The sequence below is a fragment of the Vibrio clamense genome (genome assembly GCF_050337905.1).
Taxonomy (GTDB): Bacteria; Pseudomonadota; Gammaproteobacteria; order Enterobacterales; family Vibrionaceae; genus Vibrio; species Vibrio cortegadensis.
The window spans coordinates 83,149-99,905 of record NZ_JAKJTJ010000023.1 but is presented as its reverse complement, the minus strand read 5'-3'; the positions used below and the strand labels follow the sequence as shown (position 1 = coordinate 99,905).

The following is a 16,757-nucleotide window of genomic DNA, read 5'->3' as shown; positions in this document are numbered from 1 at the left end:
TGTCACGATAAACATGACAATCAAACAAGTTTTGGCATTTCATCTAGAAGAAAATCGATCAATAGATGAGTGGCGTGACTGATGGTTTTTCGCTGAGGGTAAAGTAACCAAACGTCTTCAGTCTCTGATTTATAACCCGGTAAAATCTTCATCAGTGAGCCATCTTCAAGTTCTTTAGATATTAGAATTGTTGGAAGAAAACCAATGCCACGTCCTAAAATAACGGAGCGTTTAACAAAACCAATGTTGTTGCTGCTGAGTTTTGATTTAACGACCAGTTCATGCTCAGCGATCTGCCATCGATTATCAAGCTCACCACCAGGCCAACGAAAGCAGATCGTTTGGTGGTTCATCACATCAGGAAGATCAGTGGGTGAGCCATATTTAGTAAGATATTCAGGGCTCGCTACAAGATGTCGTTCTAATTCCAGAACTTTACGAGCGACAATATTGGCATCGTGAATTTTACCGCCGTGTATGGCGACATCCAAACCTTGCTGCTGAAGATCAATGAAGCCATTGTTGATACTTCTGATATCCAACTCAATATCTTGATATTTATCTTGGAATGAAAGCAGCAACGGCTGAAGGGTTTCATCGGATTCAGGCAATAAACCAATTTTGATGACACCCTTTGGAGATACAGTGGAATCAATGGCAATTTGGTTGGCTTTTTCAAGTGCTTCAAGTGCTTTCAACAGTTCGGAGTAGTATGCCTCGCCATGTTGTGTGAGGGAAATTTTGCGTGTGGTACGAAAGAAAAGTTGTACGTTAAGCGTGGATTCTAATTCACTGATCCTGCGGCTAACATTCGCTCTAGGGAGTTCAAGTGCATTGGCGGCAGCGGTAAAGCTCCCGAGTTCAACGATGCGAATAAACAATTTTAGATCATCAATTTTCATAAAAGCTAGCTTGGAATTAGGTGGAAAAATGAGTATATCAAGTTAGCTGCATGTAGCTTCAGATAAATGTAAAAAAGAAGATAAGTTTCAATATCAGGCGGGTTCAATATCGTGGATAAATAGAGGGTTGATTGGGGGCTGTAAACGTACAAGTTATCAGTGTGAGTTTAGGTTACGTTTAAGTGTGAGGCTGGTTCAAAAGTTTAAATAGGGCTTCTATTATTAAAACCGAACTATAATTATCACTAAATAAGCAACCGAGCTCAAAATTATTCTTTAAGACTATGCACTTGAGCGAGATAATTGGTATTTTGTACCAATATAAAATCTCGATATTGTAGATAGCACGCAGTAGCAAAAGGAAGACAGATGTCAGAACAAAAATTTAGATTAGTAACTCGAAGTGATTTTGATGGGCTGGTGTGTGCTGTATTGCTAAAACAGCAAGACCTCATTGATGATATTAAATTTGTGCACCCTAAAGATATGCAAGATGGCAAAGTAGCGATCACTAGCAATGACATCGTGACTAACCTTCCTTATGTGAAAGATTCTCACCTCACTTTCGATCACCACTTATCAGAAACCATCCGTAATACAGGTGAAAAGCCTAATCACATTATCGATCCTGATGCGCCTTCAGCCGCTCGTGTTGTATGGGACTATTATGGCGGTCTAGAGACGTTCCCAGCCGATTGGCTAGAAATGATGGAAGCGGTAGATAAAGGCGATTCGGCGCAGTTTAATCGTGATGAAGTGTTGGACTCTCAAGATTGGAACCTACTGAATTTCTTGATGGATGCTCGAACAGGGCTAGGTCGTTTTCGTGAGTTCCGAATCTCCAACTATGCACTGATGATGGACCTTATCGACTACTGTAAAAATCATACGATAACTGAGATCTTGGCTCTGCCTGATGTACAGGAACGAATCGATTTGTACCGTGAGCATGAGACGATGTTCAAAGAACAAATTCAACGCTGTGCAACCGTACACCAAAATCTTGTGGTGCTTGATTTAACCAATGAAGAGACCATTTACGCGGGTAACCGATTCATTATTTACGCGCTATTTCCACAATGTAATATTTCGATTCATAAAATGTGGGGCTTCCAGAAGCAAAATATTGTGTTTGCAACTGGTAAGTCTATTTTTGATCGTGCATCAAAAACCAATGTGGGTGAGCTAATGCTTAAGTATGGCGGTGGTGGTCATATCGCAGCAGGCACGTGTCAGATAGATGTTGATAAAGCGGAATCTGTTCAACAAGAACTGATTAATGCGATCACTGCTGATGGTTAATTTCTCATTAGCCGTCGTGATGGTTAACAATTAAGATTCAGAAGCCTCGCCGTTGCGGGGCTTTTTAGTATTTACATCAAGGTGTGGTATATTCGCGCCAAATTCCTTAGTTCCAAGATCATTATGAGACACTTAAAAACGACAACGCATCCTGATATCGATCATCTGGATGGGAAAGTCATCTATCAGCGCAATGCTGCGCGTGCCATTGTTATTGATGGTGAAAATATCCTAATGCTTTATACCGCTCGTTATCATGATTACACCATTCCTGGTGGCGGTTTAGATGAAGGTGAAGATGTTATTGCAGGAATGGTTCGTGAGTTAGAAGAAGAGACAGGCGCACAGAATATTCACAGCATTAAGCCATTTGGCATTTTTGAAGAGTTCCGCCCTTGGTATAAAGATGATGCGGACATCATGCATATGATCTCTTACTGCTATACCTGTAAAATTGATCGAGAATTGGGGGAGACCTCATTTGAAGATTACGAAATCAAGAATGGAATGAAGCCGGTGTGGATCAACATCCATGACGCGATTGCCCACAATGAGAAGACCATGGCTGAGAGCTCGAAGAAGGGCATGAGTATTGAGCGGGAAACATTTTTGCTGCACTTAGTGGCGAAAGAGATGTTGTGATTTTTTCGTAATGATGCATTAAAAAATAGAAAGCTTAACTCAAGGTTGAGCTTTCTATTTCATTACAGTTAGGGGAATTAAACCTCCGAAACACAGTGAGAGTTAAATCCACAACTTCTTTTCGATATGAGCCAACTAGGCATTAAGCACTAATTATTAAGTACTCACTATCAAGCACTAGCTATTAAGTATTAGTTATTAAGTAACTAGTGATTAGGCGTTAAGCGACGACAACCGCAGTACCACTGGCTGATACCATCAACATGCCATTGTTTTGCCCTAACACTTCATAATCAATATCAACACCGACGACGGCATTTGCGCCTAAATCACGGGCTTTCTGCTCTAATTCTTGAAATGCGATAGTACGCGCTTTTTCAAGCTCACGTTCGTAAGTGCCTGAACGACCGCCGACTAAATCTCGAATACCAGCAAACATATCCTTAAAGAGGTTCGCGCCCAAAATCGCTTCGCCAGCAATTACGCCTTTGTAATCAACGATTCGTTTTCCTTCAACACTTTGAGTGGTGGTGATTATCATTGCACTGTCCTATTTTTACATTTCAAACGTTAGCTTTAGTTATAAGTCGTCGCGGTGCTTGCTTCAATCATTTATTTGTATGAACGAGCAATCTGTGAGCCACATTTTGATAAATGAATTACCGCTGCTGGTCATTGCCTAAAATAGGTCCGCTGAACCATTAGCGGGTGAACTCTTCACGTAGCCAAGTTCTAAGAGTTAATACACTCTCATGCTTAAGTTTTTCTGGCGAGCAAGTGAAATAGAAGTCTTGCTTTGGATTTGGAACCGGTTTTTCTATTTCAGTCAGTAAGCCGTGTTTAATGTCATCTCGGACAAATAGACGATGCGTCACAAGCACTCCAAGTTTACGAATAGTGGCGTGTACGGCTTGAACAGAGGCATTAAACGTTAAGTTATTGCGGTAGGTCGGCAGTTTATTATCTGTTGCATCGCACCATATGTGCCAATCCTCTTTTCGTCTTTCATTGGCAACAAGAATTGCAGGATATTTGGCCATTAGTTGAGCAGGGGTTGCGTTAGGGATGGACTTGATCAGCTCAGGGCTACAGACCATAACCAGTTCATCATCTGAGAGTTTTTCACAGTAATAGTCTTGCCATTCATCTGTTTTTCCGTGGATCAGAGCCACATCAACGCCTTCTTGGTTGAGGTTGAAACTGCCAACGCGATTGGAGATCCGAACATCCAGTTGTGGCGCAAAATCTTGCAAGCTTTGCACTCTTGGGATCCACCAATGCAAAGCAAGCGAATTCACCATATTTAAAGTGATTCGGTTATCTTGAGGTTGGCTAATCATTGACTCGGTGGCCTCGACAATTAACTCCAGCGCCGGAGCCACTTGTTTATAATATTTCTTACCCGCTGAGTTGAGTTCAACTCTGCGACCAACACGGTGAAACAGGGGAGTGTTGATTAATGACTCAAGAGATTTCACCGATTGGCTGATTGCAGAGTGGCTGACATTTAGCATTCGCGCAGCGTCTGTCATGCTTCCGGTTTCTGCTACCGCGACAAACGCGTAAATGGATTTAAGTGGGACAAGTTTGCGCATAATCAATATCGCCTGAGTTATTAATTAAAAACCATACAATCAGCTAAAGTATTGGTAAGTTTTTCTTACAAGACTGGTTAATAATACTCGTTATTTCTTTGCTTGTCAGATCGCTAAACTAGCGGCAGGTAGAGGAGAGTAGTATGCCGAATCAATTTAAGCCCGTAATATTTATGTTGTTGTCCACATTTAGCTTATCTATTACAGGGTTATTAGCTAAGCACTTATCTGAACAAATTAGCCCAGCAGTGCTCAGTTTTTTACGTTTTTCCATTCCATGTATCTTGCTGTTTATATTTGTCATAGTGACGAATTTTGTGGGTCGGAATGCACTAGATCAACACTCAAAAGAGCATCAACGATCAGGCTCTAAACAGTGGCTTCCTCCCAAATCGATGCACTTTCCTATCGTGATTCGAGCGCTGTGTATTGCAGCGTGTCAGATCTGTTTTCTTATCTCATTACAGTCTCTGTCACTCGTTGAGAGTGTGGTGTTATTTAGCACGGGTCCCTTGTTTATTCCTTTGTTAGAAAAGTTAATATTTGGTGTAAAAGTTTCGATCGTAACTGTTTTTGGCTTAACGATCACATTTAGTGGCGTGTTGCTGTTGGCAGGAGATGTGTCGGGTATTCACTTTAAACCAGAGCTTTTGCTTGGGCTTATGGCTGGTGTGTTTAACTCTGGTTCACAGCTAAGTCTGTATCGAGCGACAAAAGGTAACATGACACCAATCGAGTTAAACGCTTGGACATTCTTGATTGCGAGCCTTTGTTTGATTCCAGCAATGATGATGCAAGGGCAAGGGGTGTTAGCTCAGGATGTTCTGTCATTGACGAGTGCCGATACTCATGTATTTCATTGGCTGGTGATTGTTTGTTTGGCTCTGCTTGTGATTAATACCCAAGTGTTTAGAGCAAAAGCTTACAAGCTGGTTGACTCCGGCTCGCAATTGGCACCATTGATCTTCACTAATTTACTTTTCACTTCTGTTTGGCAGTGGCAATTTTTGGAACACACATTTAGCACTCACCAATTGCAAGGTATTGGACTCATTATCACCGCAAGTATTATCAACACATTTATGCCTAGAGTGCAGGCTCATTACATTCGTTATAAGGCAGCTAAGGTTGTGAGCTTGTCACCAGAAGGTGGCTCACCGCTTTTAAAACTGTGAGCGAATGTACTCTTTGACCAATTTTAAATGGTGTTCTCTGTCTACCTTAGAGTGCTGTTTCGGGTCAAGGAAGTCGTCGGCATATTGCTGATCAATTTCTTGCTCTAGAAAGATGACATACAATTTAGGGTCGATATGCCCGGAGGTTGCCATCTCCGTCATGATGGATAAGGAATCCGACAGTGTTTTTGATTTCTTATAAGGTCGGTCACTAGACGTTAAGGCTTCAAACACATCGGCGATTGCCATCACTCGTGCTTGGAGCGGAAGTTGCTCTTCGTTTAAGCCTCTCGGATAGCCTTTACCATCCATTCTTTCGTGGTGTCCGCTGGCGATATCAGGAATATTTTTTAGATTATCAGGGTATGGCAATCGCTTAAGCATCGAGAGTGTTTGCACAATATGGTCATTGATCATGAAGCGTTCTTCATCTGTCAGAGTGCCGCGACGAATGGTTAAATTATGCAGTTCACCACGATCATAACGTAGCTCTGGCGGCTCAAGAACGAAGTCTTCTTGCCAAATGTCTTGTGGGCGATTGCCGTCTTGCCATGGGATTTTGTGGGTAACCTTATCGTCGAGTAAGTTCTCCATGGTTGGAAGAGGCGCGCTATTTCCACATCGCTCTCTTTCGATCCACGAAATACCGACTTGATCGTCAAGCGTTCGCTTCCATTGGCGTTGAGCTATCTTATGCAGACGCTCAATACTGCTGTCTTCCATAAACTCACCGCCTACATTGCACTCGGCAACAAAGAGGAATTCATCATCAAGTTCTCTATGCTTCTGATGCAATTTTAACTTGAGTTGGTCAGCATTCTCACCGCGACTTATGCCTTGCCAATACTCAATTTCAGCCTGCATTTTGATCAGCTCGAAACGCATGCGCACTTCATGTATTCGGTCGTAAATGGTCTCAAGTTTTGTCGCTTTATCAACAATGTATTCTGGGGTCGTGACTTTGCCGCAGTCATGTAGCCATGCGGCAAGGTTCAGCTCTTCCCACTCTTTGGCATCCATCGAAAAATGAGGGAAATATTGGTTATCTTTTTCGGCAGCTTCCGTTAACCATTTAGTTAGCTCAGGCACTCTTTGGCAGTGCCCGCCAGTATAAGGGGACTTAGTATCAATCGCAGAGGCAATGAGTTCGATAAACGCATTTAGCATATCCTTTTGCTGCTGCATTTGGTCGATATTGTCTTTGGCTATTTCAGCAAAACTCAGCAACTCGCGTAGAAACGCGTGTTTATCTGTCTGACTGGTGGTGATTGAACGTTCGTAACCAAGAACAAGAATGCCAACAAGTTGCTTTTCACGATTCAATAATGGGAAAAGATAAAGGTCACTATTGAATATGGTGTCTTGGTGTTGTTTCAGAGCGTTGTCCTCACGATTGATATGGATGATTTCCCCCTCTTTGAGTTTTGCATGTAGCCATGGTGTCTCCTTAATAAATTCGTTGATATCCGCTTTAAAAGGAATAATGGCATGGTTCGCAGCGGTTAAAAATTGATCTTCTTCATCCGATTGAATAAATAGAACGATCGTTTCTGCTTTGGTGACTAAGTAACTTTGGTGAGCGATGGTTTTTGCGAGCAGACCAAAATCTTGATTACTGGCAGTATCACGTAACAAGTTCAGGAGATCATGCAGGGTATGCTCCATGAGTTCGATTGAGTGAGTGAGGTTGGCGACCTCTTTGATCATACTTTTCGGGTAACGGGTTTTCTTAAAATTAAAACGGGCAATGTTATCGGTGAGTAATACCAAGTTCTGCAATGGACGCGCCAGACGGTTGGCAACTAACCAGACAATGCAAAAACAGACGATGAGCATTGAAATGGCAACGGTGACCTGTTTGTCTCGCATTGAGAGCAGATCAGCTAAGAGATCGTCTTGCGGTGTCGCTTCGGCAAGCAGTAAAGTGACATGATCGGTTAGTTTTACTGGGGTGACGGTTAAAGACCATTTATTAACATTGTAAGTGACGGTTTTAATGATAGATGCCTCTGTAGGCTCTCCTAATATTGACGAGAAAACACTACGACTTAAGCTTTGCTGCTGATTGGTCATACCCGTCTCGTGATCAATATTCAGTTGATGGCTAGCAAGTAGGTTAAATTGATCATCAAATAGTGCCAATTTGGAATTATCAGAATAGGCCAAATCACTTATCTGTTCGGAGATAGAGTCTAAAGTGAAATCAGCACCAACGACATTTACACCATTTGATGAGCGTCTAGAAAGTGTGATGCCATTCGTTTTTAAGAAATAAAAAGAGTAGGGCTGTGAGAGTCTGATTTCTCCATCGATATGAGCATTGGTAAACCAAGGTCTTATCCGAGGGTCAAAGGTATTGTCTTCGGTGTTGCTGTAACCAATCTGATTATGGTTCCCGTCTAGATAAATAAATTCATTTTTACCTGAAAGTGAGGCGTTATTAATTAACATGGTTGCTTTTGCAGGCGCGTTGAATTGGGTACGAATTTTATGGGTAGGCAAAGGGCGAAAGAGGGTGAAATCGCCATTCTCATGGGTATAAAACAGAGCCACTAGCCCTTTATTTTGTTTGAATACTAGATCAATCGACTCCAACCACGGTTTTTGTTCTTCAGTATCATCTTGATGGCTTATAAACGAAGTCAGTGCCATAAAATTCATAGTGGTGAGCACTGGGGCGATATTCTGTTTGAATATCGAACGTAGTTTTTGACTATGCTCTTGGCTCACATCATGAGCGGTACCTGACAAAAGTTCTTGAGAGTGTCGGTAACTCATTGATATTAAGACTATGCCTACAATAGTCGTCAGCACCAAAAACAGACTAGTAATATGGATGCTCAAAGGGTAGCGATGTTTTTTCATAAGAAATCCGTATCTAATGACAATTTTAATTATTGACCAATATACGAATGATGCAAAAAAAGCTTCCAATTTAGAGTCTTGAAAATGGATTATTGTGAGGCGCTGACGTTTTTAAAGCCTGAAAAACTATTCTGCACTTGTGACAAAAAGGTGAAAGCTAAGTTTGAATACTGTCAATTTATGGCTTCGCTGTTAAACTAGTTTTAACTATCACTTCTACTTACTTAGAACGGCAGGGCAATGATCTTACAAGTTGACACTCACACTCATACCTATGCAAGCGGTCATGCATACAGCACACTGATTGAAAACGCGAAATCGGCAAGTGAACATGGGCTTAAGATGTTTTGCACCACTGACCATTCAGAATCGATGCCTGGAGCACCACACTATTGGTTTTTCAGCAATCAGAGAGTATTGCCACGCTTTATTGAAGACGTTGCTATTATTCGTGGTGTAGAGTCGAACATTATGAACACTCAGGGCGAGATCGATGTTCATCCCTCAGTTGATTCGAATTTAGATTGGGCGATAGCCAGTTTTCATGAACCAGTATTTCGACCAGCAGATAAAGCGACGCATACCGAAGCCTTGCTCAATGTCATCAAGGGCGGCAGAGTCGATGCTTTAGGCCACTTAGGAAATCCTAATTTTGATTTTGACTTTGAAGCCGTCATCCAATGTGCCAAAGAGTACAATGTGGCGATAGAAATCAATAACACCACGCTGAAAGGTAATAGCCGTGTTGGCAGTGTGGATCGCTGCTTTGACATTGCGACAGTGGCGAAAGATGTCGGTGCTTATATTACCAGCGGAAGTGATGCGCATTTCTGTCAAGACGTAGGGCGGTTAGATTTAGTCAGCGAGCTTTTGGATAGAGTCGGTGTGGATAGCCGAAAAGTGATCACTCATACGCCTCAGCAATTCCTTTCATTTTTAGCATTACGTGGTCGCAGCCAGATTGAAGAGTACGCCTCTTTGGCGAGTTTTGATTAGAGATTGAAAGCCAACAGAACCACAGTGGAAAGAGGTCAACGAATAGGTTGGCCTCTTTTTTATTTTGAGAGGTCGACATAAATTGTCACGGATAAAGAGTGTCTATTTAGGCTCAAATTGCTATACACTCGCGGCACAGAAATGAATTTGAAATTGTCTATTAATGAATCGGAGATAAAAATGAAGCAATTGTCTTTGCTATTGGCTTGCTTATTGTTTGCGGGAAATGTTGCGGCAGAAAGTATCGATCTAACCGCCACAATGAAAAAGATGCGTCTAGCGTTTAATCAAGCAGCAGAAGCGGAAAGCATTGAAGAGATGAAAGCGCCCCTTGCAAGGTTAGATGAGTTGGTTCAAATCTCCCAAAATGGCAGTTATCCAAAAGAGAAAGAGGCGCTCTATATGAGTGGCTTCAATAAACTGTCTTCCGTGGTGAGTGATGTGGAGTTACAAGTCGAGCAAGGTCAGTTTGAAGAAGCTAAAAAAACGCTACGCCAGATTGATGAGTTAAGAATTGAATATCATGATAAGCGAAACCCAAGCATTTGGAGTCGATTGTTTGGTTAAATTGAGCTAGGGGTAATTGAGTAAGCAAGTAAGCAATGTACCGCTTTACTCACCTCTCGATATCCTAAGCCTTTGCCTATTTAAAGCACTCTGCTTCTACAGCAGAGTGTTTTTGTATGTGGTTCACAAAGATACAACTTCGTGAACTGGGTTAAAATAGTGTTATGATTTTTTGATAAGTTTTGTTTAATTGTATACTCTTGCCCTGAAACTATAGAGTGAACCAATGAAACGCTTATCCATCTTTAATCGATCAATGTTGCTAGCGACTGCCCTGAGTTGGGTTTTAGTTGCGCTGATGCCTGTTATCAATGCTCACGGTAATAGTGCTGGCGTGTGGGCAACATTGTGTACACTCAATGGTTTTGAGTTAGTACAAATTGAAGAGGGAACCGCGGACACTCACAACGGCAAACCATGCCCATTTAGTCATTTTTCCCCTTTCCATCAAATTGATCTTTCAACCACACCTTTACTCCAACGATTGAGTTTCGCTATTGAAAGTCGATACACTTTTTTGGCTCTAAGTGTTCGTTATCAATGGCAAGTTCCTCGCGCCCCTCCGACGATACTTTCTTAGAAAATTTGTTGAACACTATAAAAATAATGAACCAATCAAGCCTTATGTTTGAATTGGTATGAAGTAAAGTCAAAGTAAGCAAGGAATGAACTCGCCATTGATGTGGACGGGTTTCTTTGCTTGGAAGAAAGGAAAAACAATGCAAAGCGATAAAGCTTCGGCTGCGCCCATGGATGCATCACGTGCGAAAAATGATTCAAAATCCCGTTACTTTTTAACTTGGCGTTGGCATTTTTACGCTGGCCTTTTTGTGATCCCATTTATGTTGATTTTGAGCCTGACTGGCTTAGTCATGCTTTTTGATGATGAAATAGAATTTAATCGTTATCAAACACAACTTGAAGTGACACCGCAAGAGGCAAGATTGAAGGTATCGACCCAGTTAGACAAGGTGGTTTCGGCCTATCCAGAGGCCGTCGTCACGCAATTTATTCCCGCCCCAACGCCTGATCTCGCTAACCGTTTCTCTATTAAATTGGATTCAGGAGAGACACGATTTATTACGGTTGATCCATTCAATGGGCAACTTTTAGGAAGTATAGATCGAAGTGATAGCTGGTATCAGCTTGCCAATGATATTCATGGCACCTTATTAATAGGAGATTGGGGAGATTACTTGATCGAAATTGCTGCGAGTTTGAGTGTGGTTCTACTTGTCAGTGGTATTTATCTTTGGTTACCACGAGATGCCGCGAGCAAAGCCGGATTTCTGACCTTAAGGTGGGCAAGTGGTACTCGTATTTTTATGCGTGATCTTCATGCGAACCTTGGTGGTGTCTTGTCCATTGTGATGTTGCTTTTTCTAACTTCGGGATTAGCTTGGGCGGGCGTGTGGGGAAGTAAATTTGTTCAGCCATGGAGCAGTTTTCCTGCACAGAAGTGGGATGATGTACCACTGTCAACGTTAACTCATGCTTCCATGAATCATGGTAGTGAAGAGGAGGTGCCATGGAATTTGGAACAGACATTGTTGCCTGAATCTCACGATCACAGTGCGATGTTAGCCCAGAATGACAGTAATGAATTGGGCTCGCATGCGGAATTACAAGCAGTGAATATCGATCAACTGTTGAGCCAAGCCAAAGCGTTAGGTTTTACGCAGTTTAAATTGAATTTCCCGCGCTCAGAAACCGGAGTTTACACCTTAACAGCAAACACCATGAGCGGAGATGTTACTGATCCAAGGCTCGATAGAACGACTCATATCGATCAATATTCAGGAAAAATCTTAGCGGATGTGACTTGGGATGATTACAGCGTAGTCGCGAAATTAATGGCGGCAGGTATTGCACTTCATCAAGGTGACATCAGTATATTGAATAAAATTTTGAATGTGGTTTTCTGCTTAGCTTTTATTGTCATTGCTGTTACGGGTGGTGTCATGTGGTGGATCCGTCGACCGACAGGACAAATGAGAATCGGTGCGCCACCTCGTTTTGAGAGTGATGGCTTATGGAAGGCAGGTATTGTGACCATCATTATTTTGGGGTTGGTAATGCCAATGGCGGGCGGAACGATTGCTGTTGTGCTCATTATTGACTGGCTTATCTTTCAGCGTGTAAGCCCGTTAAAGTCGGCACTTAACTAGCGGATTCGATTAAATCTAAGGCATCAAACCTGAGTTTACCGCTGCAAAGTGAACTCAGGTTTTTATCATAATTCGAACGAGAGATTACTGTTGGTCGATGTAAAGCTTGTGAGTTAAGTTATTGATTGCGTAGTCAATGAAGACTCGCAAACGAGCAGGCATATATTTAGTTTGAGCATATTGCATTGCGATCGCACCGTGGTAGTTACTCTTAATCGTCCAGTCATCAAGAACCTGAACCACGCTCCGTTCTGAAATCGCATCTTTAATGACAAAATCATGGAAAATACCGATCCCTAAACCATTCTTGACACCATTTAAGCGCATTTGAGAGTGATTCACCGCGTAACGGCCAGTGACTGATACTGTGTGGAATTCATCATCTTTTAAAAAGTCCCAAATATGATCTTTGTCAGTTTCAGCAAGATACAGGCAGTCATGAGTTGCAAGTTCTGTTGGGTGATTCGGAATCCCTTTTTGAGATAAGTAATCCGGGCTGGCACAGAGTACTAGATTCGTCTTTCCGATCTCTTTTAATACCAAATTTTCATCAGGTTTATCTGTCAATTTGAACGCTACATCGACATTGTGCTTAAACAGATCAATGTTGCCATCAGCGGCTCGTAGCTTGAGTTGGATTTCCGGGTACTGTTTGAGAAAAGGCACAACGAAAGGTTGGAGAACTGAATTGAGAAAGGCTTCCGGGGCTGCAACCGTGAGTGAACCTGCGGGCTCAGCATGATCTTCCGTTGAAAGTTCAACCGCTTGCTGAGCGGCATTAACCATCAATACACTTTGGTCATACACCTTCTGCCCTGCTTGCGTAATGATCAACTTTCGAGTGGTGCGCTCAAATAATTTAACGGATAACGCATTTTCTAAGCGTGTAATCAGCTTACTAAGTGCGGAAGGGGTTGCTCCGAGTTTTTTGGCCGCGGCAGTAAAACTACCTTCATTCACTACCAATATAAATGAAGCAAGATCGGGTAATAAAGAAATCAGTTTGGGGTTAATCATAATTTATCATTTTGGTTGTTGAATTCAGTGGTTTACGCATATCACTTTCATGTGAAAACATAAGTGTATTGCTACTTGCGGCTCTATGTATAACAAAATACAGGCATTTAATTCTTCTCGCTAGGATAAAGCGTGGTCAGCTGTCGAGTTTTAAATAAATTGATAATAACGCATGCTTGATGCCGTGCTGTAAATTAGTTTGGCAAAATTGATAATTTTCTCATGCATAAGTACCAGATAAAGTATCGAACTGATGGTAATCGCTATTAAATAAATGAAATAAAAACAAGGGCTTTATTTATGATATTAATGATTAATACTGTTTTGATAGCATGAGTAAATTTATCCTTTATTTTTAACGTTACTTTTCTATACTGGCTAAATAGCATGCAAATGTGATGCATGTTGCACAATGCGGAATGGTTAGGTCGTTAAAGGGAGATTCTATGAGCAAAAGTGAGGACAGTTTATTTCAGCTTGAAAGAGTACAAAGGTTTAATTTTTCAGTGTGGACGGTATTGGTCGGGACATTAATCGCACGCACCAGCTTTTTTATGGCATGGCCATTTTTGATTGTCTTCTTATATAAAGATTATGGGGCAACCGCAGTTGAAGTGGGTGGAATGTTGGCATCATCTGCCGTTGTAGGGGCGGTGACAGGGCTTTATTCAGGCTATATTTCTGACAAGTTTGGTCGGAAGTGGGTCATGGTGTGCGGAAGTTGGATCGCAGCCGTCGCTTATAGCGGAATTGGCTTGGCCAGTGAGGTTTGGCAATTTTATGTATTGATCATCATTACGGGACTGATGCGCCCAATGATTGAAGCGCCAGCCAAAGCCGTCATCGGTGATAATTTAGATAATGTAAAAGACCGAGAGTTGGCGTTGAACGTTCGGTATTTTTTGTTAAATCTGGGTGGTGCGATTGGGCCGCTGATCGGTATTACCATTGGGCTGAGCCAGCCGCAAAATTTATTCTTTATTGCTGGGGCGACTTACGTTGTATACGGGTTTTGGCTTCTGTTCGGGATAGAGAGGCGAGGAGTGCATACAAAACCTGATTCATCGATGTTGCCCAATTTCTCCGCGACGCTCAAGGTTATCCGCAAAGACAATATTTTCGTTAAATTGATGCTAGCGAACTTCATTATGATGTTTGTTTATGCTCAAGTTGAATCATCAATTCCTCAGGTTATTGTACGAGCATCGACATCGGATGCTGCGCAAATCATTGCAGGCTTAGTACTCGTTAATACGCTTACGATTATTATTTTCCAATTCCCGATGTTGAAATGGTTAGAACACATTCCACTGTTTGTTCGAACTCGAATAGGTATGGCTCTGATGGCTGCAGCTCAAATCGGCTTTCTAATGACACCTGCGGATTGGCCAATTGGATGGGGAATTGCCTGTTTTGTGTTGAGCATGGGGGAGGTGATTGCATTCCCGACGCTAAATGTTCAGATCGACCGTTTGGCTCCTGCACATTTAAGGGGTTCCTACTTTGGAGCTGCCGCCTTGTATTCCCTTGGCTTTGCCATTGCACCTCTTGTCGGTGGGGTAGTGATTGAATCACTTAGTTCGAACTGGCTGTTTGGGGTCTGCTTCTTCCTCTGTTTAGTGATGATCTGGCTATATTGGCTAGCAGAACACAGTGAAGATAACGTAGAGAGAGAACCCATTACAACCTAGTACAGCTTATGGTTAGCAAGAAATATTATGTAGAGCCACGATTACGGATAGTGATTGTGGCTTTATTATATTATTGGCATGTTAGAGGATTTCTAAAATATAAATTGATGAATTTTAAATCATGATTCGTGTAAAGATTCACGGCTTAAACGAATTAAGTTAACGTAGAACGGAATAATGAAGTAGTTAATAAATTACTTATAAAGCAAGTGCTTATATATGGTATCGACATTTTTGCTCTTGAGTGTAGGTGTTCTTGTTTGTTTTATAAATGCCAAGAGTACAGGTTATGATTGATAAATTGATCTTGATACCAGAACCAGATCAATTGCATACGTTTTGTATTGACTCACTAGAGTGATTGCTCAAAATTGAATCGTTACAAATATAAGGTTGTCTTATATTTGGTTTGTCATTTAATCATAAGAAGAAAGATACGATGAAAAAATTGACTATTCTACTTAGCGCAATATTGCCTTTTACTGTTACGGCGGCAACAGAAACCGTCGTTGTTCCTGAATCGATTACTGCGGCACAAGTCAGTGGCGTTCAAGGTAAAGAAACCTATACCTATGTGCGTTGTTGGTACCGCACCAGTAATTCACATGACGACTCTGCTTCTGATTGGGAGTGGGCGAAGAATTCCGAAGGTAACTACCTAAAAGTTGATGGATATTGGTGGTCGTCGACCTCTTTTAAAAACCTGTTTTATACCGATACACCTCAAGAACTAATTAAGCAACGCTGTAGCGAAACGTTAGGCATGGACAGAGAAAATGTCGATATGACCTATTTTGCGGCAGATAATCGTTTTTCATATAACCATTCGATATGGACCAATGATGCGGTGATGCAACCAAATCAGATTAATCGCATGGTTGCTTTTGGAGATAGCCTCTCTGATACCGGTAATATCTTTAATGCTGCCCAGTGGCGTTTCCCCAATCCGAACTCGTGGTTCTTGGGCCATTTCTCTAATGGTTTTGTATGGACGGAATACATTGCGAACGCAAAAAACTTGCCCCTCTACAATTGGGCGGTAGGTGGTGCTGCAGGGACCAATCAGTATGTTGCTTTGACTGGTGTTTATGATCAAGTGACGTCATACCTTACTTATATGAAGATGGCAAAGAACTATAACCCAGAAAATACTCTATTTACTTTAGAGTTTGGCCTCAATGACTTTATGAATTACAACCGTGAGGTTGGAGACGTAAAAGCGGATTATAGCAGCGCACTTGTTCGCTTGACCGATGCTGGGGCAAAAAATATTTTATTGATGACTCTGCCTGATGCAACAAAAGCACCGCAATTTAAGTATTCAACGACAGAAGAGATTACTAAAGTTCGTGCAAAAATAATCGCTTTTAATAGTTTCATTCAAGAGCAAGCGGCTTACTATATTCTGCAAGGGTATAATGTGACGCTGTATGATACATACACACTGTTTGAAGAGTTAACGGGTAATCCGACTCAGCATGGCTTTGCAAATGCTAGTGATGCCTGTTTGAATATTAATCGAAGCTCTTCTGTTGATTATTTACTGAGTCATAGCCTAACGAATGATTGTGCGGCAAATGGTTCTGATAAATATGTATTTTGGGGGGTTACGCACCCAACTACGGCAGCGCATAGATACATAGCTGATCAAATGCTAGAGAAGGGATTAGATCGATTTAATTTCTAATCTTTACTCTATTGCCAGTATCGCAGTTTAGATTTTGACTTCTTTTCTAGTGATTATGGATGTAAGCGATCTAGTTTTTAAATTAGGTCGCTTTTTTATTGGGTCTAGCCGGACATTATCTTCTCTATAGTCCACAATAAAATACGTCAG

The 16,757-nt window shown here is 41.6% G+C and carries 14 protein-coding genes; 9 read left to right on the top strand and 5 right to left on the bottom strand.

What is annotated here, in order from left to right:
- Positions 1-20: 20 nt before the first annotated feature.
- Positions 21-902, bottom strand: coding sequence for a LysR family transcriptional regulator (locus tag L4C39_RS11440; protein WP_113798332.1), 882 nt, complete (start codon positions 900-902; stop codon positions 21-23).
- Positions 903-1,271: 369 nt separating this feature from the next.
- On the opposite strand from L4C39_RS11440, the gene L4C39_RS11435 reads away from it, so the two are divergent.
- Both L4C39_RS11435 and L4C39_RS11430 read left to right on the top strand, forming a co-directional pair.
- Entirely contained in the window at positions 1,272-2,204 is a 933-nt protein-coding gene (locus tag L4C39_RS11435; protein ID WP_429745993.1) for an exopolyphosphatase, read from the top strand.
- Between the two features lie 123 nt (positions 2,205-2,327).
- Complete coding sequence (locus tag L4C39_RS11430) at positions 2,328-2,846, top strand: NUDIX hydrolase (protein WP_136995131.1); 519 nt, start codon at positions 2,328-2,330, stop codon at positions 2,844-2,846.
- Between the two features lie 220 nt (positions 2,847-3,066).
- Here L4C39_RS11430 and L4C39_RS11425 read toward each other — a convergent pair whose 3' ends face one another.
- Positions 3,067-3,387 (bottom strand): heavy metal-binding domain-containing protein, encoded by a 321-nt coding sequence (locus L4C39_RS11425; RefSeq protein WP_429745990.1) that lies wholly within the window; start codon positions 3,385-3,387, stop codon positions 3,067-3,069.
- Between the two features lie 160 nt (positions 3,388-3,547).
- On the bottom strand, positions 3,548-4,441 hold the full coding sequence (locus L4C39_RS11420; protein ID WP_113798328.1) for a LysR substrate-binding domain-containing protein: 894 nt from the start codon (positions 4,439-4,441) through the stop codon (positions 3,548-3,550).
- A gap of 143 nt (positions 4,442-4,584) precedes the next feature.
- Between L4C39_RS11420 and L4C39_RS11415 the strand changes: the two genes are divergently transcribed.
- Positions 4,585-5,616 carry a DMT family transporter gene (locus L4C39_RS11415; RefSeq protein ID WP_429745988.1) on the top strand — a complete coding sequence of 344 codons (1,032 nt, stop codon included), beginning with the start codon at positions 4,585-4,587 and terminating at the stop codon, positions 5,614-5,616.
- Here the strand turns inward: L4C39_RS11415 and L4C39_RS11410 are convergent.
- Positions 5,605-8,481 (bottom strand): HD domain-containing phosphohydrolase, encoded by a 2,877-nt coding sequence (locus L4C39_RS11410; protein WP_429745986.1) that lies wholly within the window; start codon positions 8,479-8,481, stop codon positions 5,605-5,607. The genes L4C39_RS11415 and L4C39_RS11410 overlap by 12 nt on opposite strands.
- A 240-nt stretch (positions 8,482-8,721) precedes the next feature.
- On the opposite strand from L4C39_RS11410, the gene L4C39_RS11405 reads away from it, so the two are divergent.
- The 4 genes from L4C39_RS11405 to L4C39_RS11390 all read left to right on the top strand — a co-directional run bounded on the left by L4C39_RS11405 (position 8,722) and on the right by L4C39_RS11390 (position 12,212).
- The gene (locus L4C39_RS11405) at positions 8,722-9,477 is read left to right on the top strand and encodes a phosphatase (protein WP_017052928.1); all 756 of its coding nucleotides are present in this window, start codon (positions 8,722-8,724) and stop codon (positions 9,475-9,477) included.
- Between the two features lie 180 nt (positions 9,478-9,657).
- Positions 9,658-10,044: a cytochrome b562 gene (locus tag L4C39_RS11400; RefSeq protein WP_017052927.1), complete on the top strand. Its 387-nt coding sequence runs from the start codon at positions 9,658-9,660 to the stop codon at positions 10,042-10,044.
- Positions 10,045-10,270: 226 nt separating this feature from the next.
- Positions 10,271-10,624: a hypothetical protein gene (locus tag L4C39_RS11395; RefSeq protein WP_017052926.1), complete on the top strand. Its 354-nt coding sequence runs from the start codon at positions 10,271-10,273 to the stop codon at positions 10,622-10,624.
- A 139-nt stretch (positions 10,625-10,763) separates the two neighbouring features.
- Positions 10,764-12,212, top strand: coding sequence for a PepSY-associated TM helix domain-containing protein (locus tag L4C39_RS11390; RefSeq protein ID WP_429745983.1), 1,449 nt, complete (start codon positions 10,764-10,766; stop codon positions 12,210-12,212).
- An 84-nt stretch (positions 12,213-12,296) separates the two neighbouring features.
- Here L4C39_RS11390 and L4C39_RS11385 read toward each other — a convergent pair whose 3' ends face one another.
- Positions 12,297-13,229: a LysR family transcriptional regulator gene (locus L4C39_RS11385; RefSeq protein WP_429745981.1), complete on the bottom strand. Its 933-nt coding sequence runs from the start codon at positions 13,227-13,229 to the stop codon at positions 12,297-12,299.
- A 446-nt stretch (positions 13,230-13,675) separates the two neighbouring features.
- Between L4C39_RS11385 and L4C39_RS11380 the strand changes: the two genes are divergently transcribed.
- Together L4C39_RS11380 and L4C39_RS11375 are read left to right on the top strand one after the other, a co-directional pair.
- The gene (locus L4C39_RS11380; RefSeq protein WP_113798318.1) at positions 13,676-14,920 is read left to right on the top strand and encodes an MDR family MFS transporter; all 1,245 of its coding nucleotides are present in this window, start codon (positions 13,676-13,678) and stop codon (positions 14,918-14,920) included.
- Between the two features lie 439 nt (positions 14,921-15,359).
- Positions 15,360-16,607 (top strand): SGNH/GDSL hydrolase family protein, encoded by a 1,248-nt coding sequence (locus L4C39_RS11375; protein ID WP_429745979.1) that lies wholly within the window; start codon positions 15,360-15,362, stop codon positions 16,605-16,607.
- Positions 16,608-16,757: the final 150 nt, after the last annotated feature.

Coding starts and splice junctions, on each gene's coding strand:
- L4C39_RS11440 (WP_113798332.1), bottom strand. CDS start 902: ATGAAAATTGATGATCTAAAATTGTTTATTCGCATCGTTGAACTCGGG.
- L4C39_RS11435 (WP_429745993.1), top strand. CDS start 1,272: ATGTCAGAACAAAAATTTAGATTAGTAACTCGAAGTGATTTTGATGGG.
- L4C39_RS11430 (WP_136995131.1), top strand. CDS start 2,328: ATGAGACACTTAAAAACGACAACGCATCCTGATATCGATCATCTGGAT.
- L4C39_RS11425 (WP_429745990.1), bottom strand. CDS start 3,387: ATGATAATCACCACCACTCAAAGTGTTGAAGGAAAACGAATCGTTGAT.
- L4C39_RS11420 (WP_113798328.1), bottom strand. CDS start 4,441: ATGCGCAAACTTGTCCCACTTAAATCCATTTACGCGTTTGTCGCGGTA.
- L4C39_RS11415 (WP_429745988.1), top strand. CDS start 4,585: ATGCCGAATCAATTTAAGCCCGTAATATTTATGTTGTTGTCCACATTT.
- L4C39_RS11410 (WP_429745986.1), bottom strand. CDS start 8,481: ATGAAAAAACATCGCTACCCTTTGAGCATCCATATTACTAGTCTGTTT.
- L4C39_RS11405 (WP_017052928.1), top strand. CDS start 8,722: ATGATCTTACAAGTTGACACTCACACTCATACCTATGCAAGCGGTCAT.
- L4C39_RS11400 (WP_017052927.1), top strand. CDS start 9,658: ATGAAGCAATTGTCTTTGCTATTGGCTTGCTTATTGTTTGCGGGAAAT.
- L4C39_RS11395 (WP_017052926.1), top strand. CDS start 10,271: ATGAAACGCTTATCCATCTTTAATCGATCAATGTTGCTAGCGACTGCC.
- L4C39_RS11390 (WP_429745983.1), top strand. CDS start 10,764: ATGCAAAGCGATAAAGCTTCGGCTGCGCCCATGGATGCATCACGTGCG.
- L4C39_RS11385 (WP_429745981.1), bottom strand. CDS start 13,229: ATGATTAACCCCAAACTGATTTCTTTATTACCCGATCTTGCTTCATTT.
- L4C39_RS11380 (WP_113798318.1), top strand. CDS start 13,676: ATGAGCAAAAGTGAGGACAGTTTATTTCAGCTTGAAAGAGTACAAAGG.
- L4C39_RS11375 (WP_429745979.1), top strand. CDS start 15,360: ATGAAAAAATTGACTATTCTACTTAGCGCAATATTGCCTTTTACTGTT.